Source organism: Nostoc sp. (assembly GCF_036917635.1).
GTDB lineage: Bacteria > Cyanobacteriota > Cyanobacteriia > Cyanobacteriales > Nostocaceae > Nostoc.
Genome location: NZ_JBALCW010000098.1, coordinates 1 through 12,339, shown reverse-complemented (window position 1 = coordinate 12,339; position 12,339 = coordinate 1). Strand labels below are relative to the sequence as shown.

The 12,339-nt window shown below is 42.3% G+C and carries 11 protein-coding genes; 6 read left to right on the top strand and 5 right to left on the bottom strand.

Annotated elements, in window-relative coordinates; translation table 11 throughout:
• Positions 1-22 precede the first annotated feature (22 nt).
• A complete protein-coding gene (locus tag V7K32_RS23555; protein ID WP_334996492.1) occupies positions 23-1,252 on the top strand; it encodes a TetR family transcriptional regulator in 1,230 nt (409 codons plus the stop codon).
• Positions 1,253-1,472: 220 nt separating this feature from the next.
• Here V7K32_RS23555 and V7K32_RS23550 read toward each other — a convergent pair whose 3' ends face one another.
• The 3 genes from V7K32_RS23550 to V7K32_RS23540 form a co-directional block, all read right to left on the bottom strand.
• Positions 1,473-1,895, bottom strand: coding sequence for a hypothetical protein (locus V7K32_RS23550; protein ID WP_334996490.1), 423 nt, complete (start codon positions 1,893-1,895; stop codon positions 1,473-1,475).
• Between the two features lie 687 nt (positions 1,896-2,582).
• On the bottom strand, positions 2,583-2,717 hold the full coding sequence (locus V7K32_RS23545) for a hypothetical protein (protein WP_334996488.1): 135 nt from the start codon (positions 2,715-2,717) through the stop codon (positions 2,583-2,585).
• A 105-nt stretch (positions 2,718-2,822) separates the two neighbouring features.
• Positions 2,823-4,703, bottom strand: coding sequence for a DUF1565 domain-containing protein (locus V7K32_RS23540; protein WP_442938796.1), 1,881 nt, complete (start codon positions 4,701-4,703; stop codon positions 2,823-2,825).
• A gap of 622 nt (positions 4,704-5,325) precedes the next feature.
• On the opposite strand from V7K32_RS23540, the gene V7K32_RS23535 reads away from it, so the two are divergent.
• The 3 genes from V7K32_RS23535 (at position 5,326) to V7K32_RS23525 (ending at position 6,975) form a co-directional block, all read left to right on the top strand.
• Entirely contained in the window at positions 5,326-6,381 is a 1,056-nt protein-coding gene (locus tag V7K32_RS23535) for a thiamine phosphate synthase (RefSeq protein ID WP_334996484.1), read from the top strand.
• 81 nt (positions 6,382-6,462) lie between these two features.
• Positions 6,463-6,675, top strand: coding sequence for a sulfur carrier protein ThiS (gene thiS / locus V7K32_RS23530; protein WP_334996483.1), 213 nt, complete (start codon positions 6,463-6,465; stop codon positions 6,673-6,675).
• A gap of 51 nt (positions 6,676-6,726) precedes the next feature.
• Positions 6,727-6,975 carry a hypothetical protein gene (locus V7K32_RS23525; protein WP_334996481.1) on the top strand — a complete coding sequence of 83 codons (249 nt, stop codon included), beginning with the start codon at positions 6,727-6,729 and terminating at the stop codon, positions 6,973-6,975.
• Between the two features lie 219 nt (positions 6,976-7,194).
• Here V7K32_RS23525 and V7K32_RS23520 read toward each other — a convergent pair whose 3' ends face one another.
• Positions 7,195-8,415, bottom strand: coding sequence for a glycosyltransferase family 4 protein (locus V7K32_RS23520; RefSeq protein WP_334996479.1), 1,221 nt, complete (start codon positions 8,413-8,415; stop codon positions 7,195-7,197).
• A gap of 880 nt (positions 8,416-9,295) precedes the next feature.
• On the opposite strand from V7K32_RS23520, the gene V7K32_RS23515 reads away from it, so the two are divergent.
• Positions 9,296-10,279, top strand: coding sequence for a DUF1517 domain-containing protein (locus tag V7K32_RS23515; protein WP_334996477.1), 984 nt, complete (start codon positions 9,296-9,298; stop codon positions 10,277-10,279).
• 570 nt (positions 10,280-10,849) lie between these two features.
• Positions 10,850-11,230, top strand: a complete 381-nt coding sequence (locus V7K32_RS23510; protein ID WP_334996475.1) for a calcium-binding protein — start codon at positions 10,850-10,852, stop codon at positions 11,228-11,230.
• Positions 11,231-11,233: 3 nt separating this feature from the next.
• Here the strand turns inward: V7K32_RS23510 and V7K32_RS23505 are convergent, their stop codons facing one another.
• The gene (locus V7K32_RS23505) at positions 11,234-11,794 is read right to left on the bottom strand and encodes a sugar O-acetyltransferase (RefSeq protein ID WP_334996473.1); all 561 of its coding nucleotides are present in this window, start codon (positions 11,792-11,794) and stop codon (positions 11,234-11,236) included.
• Between the last annotated feature and the right edge of the window lie 545 nt (positions 11,795-12,339).

The following is a 12,339-nucleotide window of genomic DNA, read 5'->3' as shown; positions in this document are numbered from 1 at the left end:
CAAGTGCCACTTGCATTTTTCTATGTCATCTCAACTTGTTTCAACTCGTCAACGCCTGATTCAAGCTGCACTTGAGTTGTTTTCTGCTCACGGAGTCAGCGCTACCACAACCCGCCAAATTGCTGAAAAAGCCGAAGTCAACGAAGTGACTCTATTTCGGAATTTTGGCAATAAGCATGGACTGCTTTTGGCTGTGCTGGAAGAGTCCGCAGCCTTCAAGGATTTAGGTGAGTCGCTGGTGCGGCGGGCAACGCCTCCCGGCAATGTCTACCAAGCTCTTAAAGATTATGCAAGTGACAGCTTACATGCATTAGAACGAGTGCCAGAGTTCGTCCGGTCTGTGGTGGGTGAAGCCGACCAATTCCCGGCAGAAAATCGCCGCGCACTAGGCAGGGGAGTAACAGAGGCAAACCGCTATGTAGCACAGTATTTAGCTACTGTAATCCAGCAAGGCCACTTAAATACCTATTTACCGGCAGAAAAATTAGCCAGTTTGCTGAATGGGATGATCTTGGGATATGCCGTAATTGAGTTCACCAGCGAATTTCACGAACTTTGGGAGGATCGCGATGATTTTCTGGAAAATTTGGTGGAGTTGTTTTTACATGGAGCGATGTCATCTTCAGCAGAATCAGCAATAAACTCTTTACAAAGAGGGTTTATTACCACAGAAGTAGCTGATTTGCCTGCTAGTTTAGTTCACGAAATTCTGCAACAAGCAAGAATTTGGGGAGTACGAGATTATGCCTTGGCTTATGTGTTATTTGGGGCTGGGTTATCCGCCACAGAAATAATTAGCTTGGAGCGAATGCACCAAATCTACGATACTCAAGGACACTTCCTACAAATCACAATTCCAGGATTTGTCCGTCAAGTACCTGTGAATCAGTGGATTTTGGGCAAACGCTACGGTTCTTTTACCAATAATCCTTTAATCAAATGGCTGAAAAGCCGTAAAGATTCTCAAACAGCCATGTTTTTGAATGAAACAGGCAAACCGCTCTCAGAATCAGAGCTTCAGGCGCGTTGGCAAATATGGAGTGATGGGCTGTTAACTCCCCAAGGACAAACGCCAGCTGTAGCACAAGCACAACAAACCTGGCGTGTAGAAATGTTAATGCGAGGGATCAGCTTGGAAAACCTGATTATTTTAACAGGTTGCGATCGCACCCAATTACAACCATATCTCCGCCGAGCCAAAGAAAAAGCCGCCCTAGAGCAAGCTACCCGTTTGGATCATAAGCCAGGATAGATAGTGGGGATTTAAATCAGTTCACTGATAAGTAGGCTTGTACCAAAACAAACTTGTTATCTAATAATGCGGATACTTGATGACTGATAACTGAATCGGTCAGCACGATGCAGTTAAATGTAGGACTTACGCATGAGTTACGGAATAACGAACCTTTCTAGGCACAGAGAGCACGGAGAAATCAGAGCTTGAGAGATATTTTGCGTAAGTCCTAAAATGATTAAGGTAAAACAACAGAGGTTTGTTTACCATTGTTGTTTGCACCATTAAAGATTGTAGCTGTACTATCGGATGAGGATTGGGTGTTGCTCGAACGGCGTGATAATTTCTTGCGTGGCTTGCCTCCCGCCTGGATATATTGCAAACTGTCTTTGCCATAATGGGTTGCCACACTCATTAACATCTTTTCAGAGTAGCCGCGCAATTCTTCTTCAATTAGAGAGAGGCGACCGGCCATTTCATCCAGGCTAGAGAGTGAAGTGTTGTAGGTAGATAGCTCGGTTTGTAAGGTTTGAATGTGGCTGTCATAGTCTGTCAAATTTAATCCGTTGCCAAATTCTAGCGTCAGGCTAATTGATCGCATTCCTGCAATTCGACGGAGAGCCTTTTCTAGAGTCGGTGAACTGCGTTTTAGTCGTGCCATGAAATGCGCTCCTGAAGGAAGTTATAGGGTTACTGCATATACTCTAGCCAATGCAACCATAAACTTCTCTGAGAAATAATTCGGAAAAATTAAAGCAAATTAAGATCGACTTGATTATTTTTAGTAAATTATACTGAAACTTTTATTTTATTTGTCAAAAAAGCTACTTAAATATTAGCAATAAATACCTCGAAGTCATGTTGAGGTACTTGAAAGTCATGTTGAGGTACTTGAAAGTCGTGTTGAGGTACTTGAAAGTCGTGTTGGAGTACTTGAAAGTCATGTTGAGGTACTTGAAAGTCGTGTTGGAGTACTTGAAAGTCATGTTAAGGTACTTTGAAATCGTCTTGGAGTACTTGAAAGTCATGTTGAGGTACTTTGAAATCGTGTCGGAGTATTAGAGGATGGTTTTCTTCGGCTCAACCTGACTTACAGCAAAGGCGATCGCGCCCAAAAATATCATAAATATAATTCAACTAAAAATATTTGCTAACTGTGCGATCGCCCTCAGCCTCACTTAACAGCCCCTACAGCAACTTCACAAAACCTGCTTGTTCAAAGTGGCGATCGCTCGTAAATGCCTGAGTTATCTGCTCACTCAGCATGACAACAAAGGTCATGTTGGTGGGCTAAATCACCAATGCCAGTATGAACCTGACAGTCATTTAAAAGTTGAGCAAAATCACCCTAGGCTGAATCTTCAATCGGTGGTTCATTTCCTTCTTGCAGGAACACAATCATCACTTTTTGTCCATTGCGTCCAGCAATTGGCTTGTCAGGGCAAACTACACCCTCTTGAAATGTTCCTTCTACAGCTAACATGGCGACTTTCTCCGTCCTCTTTCTCAATAATTGTCGCCTAAAAATTTAAATCGTGAGTAGACCATTACAAACTGAAAGTATCCTCCGCCTCTTTTGCCCCGCTACTCAATTTAACGGTTCCATAATGGCTCTTAAACCGTTGTTATAGAGTGTTTTGAGCATTTTTTGAGCGTTATATTCACTGCTAAATACTCCTGCTTGCATAACTTTTTGACCTTGCCAAACTATGGGAAACGCACCAGGAGCAAGCGATCGCACTAAATCTTGATCTTTATTAGTTGCTAATGGCACTACTACGCGATAACGGACAGCAAATTGTCTTGCATTACCGCCATCTGGAATACTTGCAGAACTTGTTTGGATGTTGCGAGTATTATTAATAGGGATATTGCGATCTGGAAGTGGTAAAAGTGCCGAAGCAGATGAGGCAGAAGTTTCTTGTATTGGTAACGGCTGCTGTGTTTGATCCGTCATACTTGGAACTTGTGGCTGTGCAACTGAATTGGATGGGTACTCAGGAGCAGTAAACTCAATCGTCTTAGGCTCAATCCGCACATAATTCAATTGTGCTAGACCAGGAGTTGCAACTCTTGAAGTGTTAGTTGATATTTGTCTAGCCGACAAGCTGGTAGGAGTAGGAAAACTGGTAACTTTAGAGGTGGCTTGCTGTTGATTGGATATAGGCAAAGAAAGTGGTACATTGGCTGGCAACAATCGCAGCAATTGACTGTTTAATTTTCTAGTAACAGGATTATTTGCTGAAATGCTGTTGCTGGTTTGCCTATTAGTACTTTCAGAGATTTCGGGAGCCGAGAAGGTAATTTCCCCGGTTGGTGGGATTTCTCGTAACACATTGTTAGCAACAGGTTGAGAATTTTGGGTTGCAAGTGCTGTTGTAGCGTTGATATCTACCTTACCAGTGATGCGATCGCTCACAAGGTTGTTACCAGGAGCAGAAATCATTTGTTTGGCAGCGCTGGCGTTAATATCGTAACGAGCATTATTTTGAAATTGATTACCCCCAGGTTCGGATGCACTACCTAAATCTGGCATTGCTTGAGCGATCGCAACTAAACCATCTTCTTTATTATCTTGAATAATATTATTCCGCAAAATCGGGCGGGCATTTGCTTGCACCACAATTCCCGATCTATTGTTCTGAATTTGATTCCCTATGACTACAGGAGCGGCATTTTGGGCAATATTGATGCCAAAACCCGTTTCATGAAAGACATTTTCTTTCACTTGCGGACTGGAGTTACCAGCAATTGTGATGCCATTGGCTCCATTGCGATCAAAATAATTCTTACTAATCGTGGGTGTAGCATTACCACAGACAGAAATCCCATCTTGGGTACTACCAGTAAATGTATTTTCTGCGATTACCGGATTACTTGATTCAACCCATAAACCGTAACCACGCCGGTTTGGGTTCGTCACCGTCACCCCAGTAAGCAAGGTTTGGTTTGCTCCAACAATTGTGACATTTTGACCGGCAAAGCTCCGGCTTAAATAATCACCACCTCCTTGAATTACAATATCTTTACCTTGATTGCTAGGGTTGCCTTGAATTGAGATACCCGGTTTCAATATTAAGGGAAATTCTTCTCCTGTCTCGGCGCTATAAGTGCCAGTGGAGAGCATAATTATAGTGTTGGCCTTAGCTAATCGTAAAGCTTGGGTAATAGTTTTCACAGGAGCAGATTCGCTGCCATTCCCTGCCTTGTCATCTCCACCATTTGGGTTGACAAACAGCGCGTTGTTAAGTTGAGAATTTGTTTTCTCAATCAGACGCGCCGAATTTGGTGTCGATGGCATCTGAGCGATGGCGCTACCCAGGAACGGCATACTTGCCGCTCCCATGCCTACGGTAAAAGATAATACTGAAAAAATAAAAAATAAAAGCCTTGCTGATTTCAGAACCTTCAGCTTTGCAAGCATAATATCTACCCTATGGTACTTAGGAAACACATGATGGTGAATCATATTTAACACAACTCCTCGGAAGTAACCATAAATTCTTATACTCTCTAAGAGTATTATGTCGATAATATTACTCACATATTGAGCGAGTGGCAATTTTTAAGACTAGGGTAATAAATGATATTGTGTCTGTTCAACAATACCTTGTCCTAAAGGACACGCTGTTCGCGTTCGCCAAATTACCCTCACTCTAAAATTTGTTGACCATCAGTGAGGCGATATATACTATGAACTTTAATAATTGGCTCAGATGAGATTTTGGGCGAGAAAGCGCTCTATTTCAAAGTTAAAATTTACTTTATAAATGCTCTGTAAATAGTATCCATGCAGTCTTAAATTTAATTTGCCCCGTCAGGGATTTTGTCGTGTATCCGCTCTAGCTAGTTTTTTGTAAGCTTGTCGTTTACCCTAAAATACTTGACTAACCTTAGTGCAAAACTGTAGCCTCAAACTACCGTTATCACTGCCTATAGGAAAATGGGATGATTTGGCGTAACTCTCACTACTAGGTTACTTTCCGTATATTCTGCAAAAAATGAGTAAAAAAAAGCAAATTAATTAACTTATGGTTACTAGGATATATGATAATTCACATTCCGATGAAAGCACTAACGGGGTTGTTGTAATGGTCGAGCCATACAGCCAAAAAGGGCAAATACAACAAGTTGTCTACCGCATTTTAGATGCCAATTTAGATCGCGCTCGTGAGGGCTTGCGAATTATCGAGGAATGGTGTCGGTTTGGGTTGAACAATGCCCAGTTGGCTCTTGAATGCAAGGGGCTGCGACAAGAGGTTGCTAAGTGGCATACCCCGGAATTGCGGGCGGCGCGAGATACACCAGGCGATCCTGGGACTGAGTTAACCCATCCTCAGGAAGAACAACGAGCTAGTATAAAATCGGTATTGCAAGCTAATTTTTGCCGGATAGAAGAAGCATTGCGGGTGTTGGAAGAATACGGCAAGCTTTATCACCCAACTATGGCTAAAGCTTGTAAGCAGATGCGCTATCAGGTTTATACCCTAGAAAGTAGTTTAATGGGTCATCAGCGCCATCAATTGTTATGGCGATCGCGTTTATATCTTGTTACTTCCCCACATGAAACTTTGTTGAACAACGTCGAAGCTGCACTCAAAGGCGGATTAACGCTTTTACAATACCGCGACAAAACCACCGATGATTCTTTGCGTCTGGAACAAGCAAGAAAACTCCGGCAATTATGCCATATCTACGGTGCTTTGTTCATTGTTAACGATCGCGTGGATGTAGCTTTAGCTGTCGATGCAGATGGGGTGCATTTGGGACAACAAGATATGCCTATTGCTGTTGCTCGGCAATTACTCGGTTCCCAGCGTCTAATAGGTCTTTCTACCACAAATAAGGAAGAAATGCAAGCAGCAATTGCTGAAGGTGTAGATTACATTGGCGTGGGGCCAGTTTATGAAACTCCCACGAAACTAGGTAAGGTTGCAACAGGTTTAGAATATGTCAGCTATGCTGCCAAAAATTGCTCAATTCCCTGGTTTGCCATTGGAGGAATAGATGCCAATAATATCAATGATGCGATCGATGCTGGAGCTGAACGTGTAGCAGTGGTGCGATCGCTCATGCAAGCCGAGCAGCCTACCCTAGTAACACAATATTTGCTCTCCCAACTCAATCGCATTAAACCAGAATTTTAAAAGAGTCATTAGTCATTAGTCCAAAGAAAGTAAGTAACCAATACCTAATACCCCATTCCCTAATCCCCAGTCCCCACATTTATGTCTAATGAAATTACGATTCAGGTAAATGGGGAAACCCATAGCTGCTCATTTGAAACTTCTTTACCCGATTTGCTCCAACAGTTGCGTTTTAACCCCCGATTGGTGGCTGTAGAGTATAATGGCGAAATTTTACACCGCCAGTTTTGGGCAGATACAAAAGTGCAACCAAGCGATCGCTTAGAAGTGGTAACTATTGTTGGTGGTGGTTAGTTCAATAAACTCCTAAATGGATTAAGTCAAGCTAAGTAATTGAGTGTAAATATGGACTTATCTAATAACTGGATATGGATTTTATTATTGTTTATGTTTGTAACCACTCAATGTCAACAACAGCAAGCTGACCAACTACTACAACAACAGGAACAGCAACGGCAACAACAGCAAGCTGACCAACGACAACAACAGCAAGCTGACCAACTACTACAACGACAAGAACAGCAACGACAAGAACAGCAACGACAAGAACAGCAACGACAGCAAAACGACCAGCTACAACAACAACAGCAATAAGTAGCTAGGAGCTAGGCGGAATTAAATATAAAACGTTCTAGTAGTCCACCAAAGAAAGAATGCTTGGTTTATGGTAAGAAAATCAAGTTTTTTTCTTACCCTGCTTCCCCTGCCTGCCTTCACCCATCATTTTTGGGTTGGTCGAGTTCCAGGACATATCCACTTTTGATACTTCGCGCTTCCATACCATCAATCAGCATGGAAGGATCAAATATTTGCTCACCTGTGATCAGCTTTATATAAACATTTATAAGTAGTTTTACGCTTGGCTAATTCTTTACCTTTACGTCCGAGTTGTTCGCGCAGTTGCTGGTCTTTGCACAAGCGATTGAAAGCTTGAAATACTTCATAACCAGAATTGGGATTAACCAGTATCCCATTTTCTTCATCCTGAACTGTATCTAGAACACCGCCTAAGCGAGGAGCAATTACAGGCTTACCGAAGTAACTTGCTTCTAAATAAACCATACCAAAACCTTCCATATTATTAGCTTTAATATCTAATAAAGTCAGCATGGCAAATATGTCGCAAGCAGCATAATAACCTGCTAATTCCCGCTCAGGCACATATCCGGCAAAGTGGACGCGCTTATCTACCCGCAAACGATGCGCCAGAGATTTCAGTTCCGATTCACTTGACCCTTGACCGCAGATTATATAATGGACATCCACCCCAAAAGTTAACAATAGTGGGATGTTATCAATTACTCGGTCGAAACCTTTATGTTTTACTAGCCTTCCTACCGAGAGAATAACTATTGATGAATCGGGAATGTTGTACGCCTGACGCACGCGAACACGTAAATCATCAAGGCTACTGGGACTCTCTACATTATTACCAAATTTTTCTGGTCTGATGACTGGGTTAATAACGTGGATAGGAGTATCTAATCGGAAAGCAGTTCTGAGGTAGTCTCTTGTATAAGAACTGTTACAAACAATACCTTCGGCTCTATGAAGTGTTAATTTAAATAGCGATCGTAGCAGTGGATTATGTAAAGTACAATGAAGATCGTTACCGTGCAGATAGATAAAAAATCGAATCGGTAAGAAATAACTCAATAGCAACAGCGAAGGGAAATCATAGCCGTGGCCCCACTCTATATAACGGTAGTGATAGCGAAAATAAAGTCTGATTGCTAAGACAAATGAGCAGACGATATTCACCCAAGGCTTGAGGATACTTCCCACAAAGCCACTACGCCAGTATCTAGGATAAAACCAGCGATATACGGGAAACTGTTGACCTCGATCAAATATTTTGTCTCCTGAGCAACTAGCCGCCAGCACAATTACTCGTTCTGGATCTTGGAGACAGCGATTATAGATATATTCCCCAATTACAGCTTCTTTCGGCAAGAAAATCCGGGATATGACTAAGATATCTGGGTATGCAGCTTTGTCTCTGATTTCGGCTGTTAGTTGAGAAATATGTTCCATAATAAAGCTGATAACTTTACTTCAAATAATTTTTAATTTATTTACAATTAGGATTATTTTCAAAGCCTTAATTTTTATTTTATTTCTTTTAAAACGAATGTGGTAGACCAATTTGCAGCCTACTTTACAAGATTACCCAGAAAGATTGTTTTTTTATTGTGTTGATTTTATCGAACAGAATACATGCGTCAGTCGGCACAATTGAGTTGGGTATTCTGTGCGACAGGCGGATGAATAATTGGGTTTAAGACCCCCACAAATCAATCGTTTTGGTAAGCAGGGGGAGCGGGGGGAGCGGGGGGAGCAGGGGGAGCAGGGGGAGCAGGGGGAGCAGGGGGAGCAGGGGGAGCAGGGGGAGCGGGGGGAGCAGGGGGAGCAGGGGGAGCAGGGGGAGCAGGGGGAGGAGAAATCGGATAGTCGTATTGGATACAGGAATTGAGTAATTTAATTTTTGCCCGTCGCTGATAGCGCAGTGTCTCGTAGAGAGGAACGAGGGTCTTGATTGCTGACCAAAGCAACGGAAACATCTTTGGCTTTGCTTCTGAATTGAGAATAGCGGAATTAAAAATTAAAAACATCTGTATAATTCCAAACTGTAGCCTGAAAGTGGTAGTCAAAAACGTAGCAACAATAACCCAATCGCAAATTTATGTAATTGTGAACATATCTTAAGGTACGGTTCCCCAGTCGAGAAATCCCCCCTGCGATCGCTGCCTACCCAACAGAAGACGCGGTAAATTGGATATGTAGCCTTGACTCGTGTATGCTACGTGAATGCTACAAAGCAAGCTTTTACGGGCTGGCGTTAGCGATAGATTGAAACACTCCTACCAGCATAGGGAGAAATCATAAATAATTCAGTTTTCCAAGCGATAGTATTATGCGTAAAAAACTACAACAAACCATCAAACCACTGTTAAAAAGCTTCTTAGCGCTAGGGCTGGTGTTAACTTTGGTTCTTAGCCACGCCGATGGAGCATTAGCGGCCCGCAGTGGGGGTCGAATCGGTGGTGGCTCCTTTAGAGTACCTTCTAGCCGCACCTATACACCGCGCACATACTCACCTCCTGGCGGGGGCGGATACTATCCTGGTGGTGGTTTTGGTGGTGGTTTTGGCTTTCCCTTCCTACTTCCTTTCTGGGGTATTGGGGGAGGATTTGGTGGTCTATTTGGCATCTTAATCTTCTTTGCGATCGCTAATTTCTTATTGCAAACTTTCCGCCGCGTCTCTGGCGCTGAAACTGGTGAAGCAGATTACAGCAGTAACTCCCCAGTTTCTGTGACTCGTTTGCAAGTAGGTTTGTTAGCTCAAGCCCGTGAATTGCAAAATGAACTCAACCACATTGCTGAAACTGCTGATACTAATACCCCACAGGGGAGGGCAGAAGTTCTACAAGAAGCCAGCCTAGCTTTACTCCGCCATCCCGAATACTTTGTATATGCAGGTGGTGGCACTCAACAAGCCAGTTTAAATTCAGCCGAAAGTCAGTTTAATCGGCTGTCACTGGCAGAACGCAGCAAGTTTAGCGAAGAAACTATTTCTAACGTCAACAACCAGCTAAAAGCAGCCCTTGCCAAAGATGCTTTACCTGCGGCTGGTGAACTCGACAACCCCACCCGCCTATTTACCGAAGGTCCTGGAGAATACATTATCGTCACCTTGCTAGCGGCGACACTAGGTAAGTTTGAAATCCCCACAGCCATTAACAGTGCTGATGATTTGCGTCAAGCTTTGCGCCAAATTGGTAGTATCCCCAGTGAGAAACTTCTGGCAATTGAAGTTCTTTGGACTCCGCAAGCTGAAAATGATACCCTGACATCTGATGATGTATTGGCAAATTATCCTGATTTGAGACTTGTTTAATCTCTGGAAAATTTTGCGCCAAGATGCTAAGAAAGAACTTGGCATCTTGGCGCAACAAATAATAAATATCATGTCCGCCAAATTACGCATAATCAAAGAACCCCACCCCAAACCCCTCCCCGCTTGCGAGGAGGGGAGACAAAGCATTAGCTTTGGCTCTTTGGGGTTCTTCGGGTTTAATAAGCAATCAAGCGAACCTGATAAGCTGAAAATATTTTAATTTGCATCCTCCAAAAAATAAATCTCTTGTGGGGTGGGCATCTTGCCCGCCCTAGCTGTGCAAATTAAATGCACGACAGCTTATGAGTTACCCTTTGAGAGCATAACTAGAAAACCGTTTGTCAATGACAAGCGGTTTTTTGTATAACTTAGAGATACCGGGACTTACGCACTGAAAACGGAAACCTAGATCCCCCCTAAAAAGGAAATAACCCTAAAAGCCGCCTATTTAAGGATGTTGGGGTATCTCTTATGCGTAAGTTTTTTATACTTATATATTTTAGAAAAATTATTCTTAAATCTTGACTTTGGTAGTATTATCAAAGTGCATTATACGTAAAGCGTTATCTTATGCCTAGTGTTGAAGCCGACGAAAACCGAGAGCATCGCATTAAAACAGAGATCATTGTAGATGCTGAAGATAAAGAAGACCGGGCAATGGGTTGGTACTATCACCTCGAAGAGACTCTGAATTTTCCCTTTATGGCTAAATGGATTAAGAAGGGACGCAAATCAGGTTCTAGCGAGGAGAAACAAGTGGAAGTGCTGGGAATGGCCCCAGATGATGAGTGCTTAAAAGATATGCTTGTAGAAGTGGCTTACATTAATGGTAAGGATGATGATGTATATTCTGCAAAGTTATCTGAAATAACAGCCATTGATACTGACAGTGAAACTCAAGAAGCGATCGCAGACTGGCTCTATTGGGTTGCTAGAGGATATAAATTTTAAATTCTAGGATAAATACCGAATGACGCGGCAGGGATTGCCAGCAGCGACAACATTCTCAGGTATATCTTTGACTACTACACTGCCAGCACCAATGGTTGTATTATCACCAATAGTTACACCTGGACAAATAATTGCACTGCCACCAATCCAGACATTGTTACCAATGTTAATTGGGGCAGCTAATTCTCTCCCAGAAAGACGAATTTCTGGCTCTGTTGGGTGATAAGCAGTATAAATTTGCACATAAGGAGCGCACAACACATTTTCACCAATATGAACTGTATTGCAGTCTAAAATTACACAGCCATAGTTCATATAGAATCTGTCGCCAGCGAAAATATTACTGCCATAATCACAGTGAAACGGTGGCACAATTGATGCTTTGTCACCGATTTTTCCAAATAATTCTTGCAAAATTTGCTGCCGTTGCTCTTGCTGTTCTTCGGTTGTAGAATTATAACTTCGCAACAGACGACTAGCTCGCTTATTTTCGGCAGCCAATTCTGGATCATCCGCTAGATATAATTCTCCTGCGAGCATTTTCTGTTTTTCGGTTTTTTCCATGACTTATGTAGCTTCTTGGTTGTGTGTGATACACCTTAGTAGCGGCTAAAGTAGCATATTCCATTCATATTAAAACCGCCATCAATCAAAATTCCAGATAAGTAAGTAGGCGCAAATAATCATCACTGGCTCGTAGTTGCGCTTTAGCGCAAGACAGCGCAACTACGAGCCAAATACAGATATTTTACTTTTCGTTACATAGTTTGGTTTTATCTTGTCTAGCTACTTAGTTATGAAGAAAATATGAGTAATTTGATTGAAGTGGTAAGTAGCTCGGCGTAAATAAATTAAAGTTTGTAGTGAGTTAGCGCTCTTTTATGACTCTGGACAGAGAATAATCCAAGCGATTGATAAATCGCGGCTACACAAAGCAAAGTCCGCCTGCGCGGACTCACGCCAAAATAGGGTTTCAAATTTAATCTGACGAGAGTAATAAAAGAGCGTTAGTCATTAGTCATTAGTCATTAGTCATTAGTCATTAGTCATTAGTCATTAGTCATTAGTCATTAGTCATTAGTCATTAGTCATTAGTCATTAGTCATTAG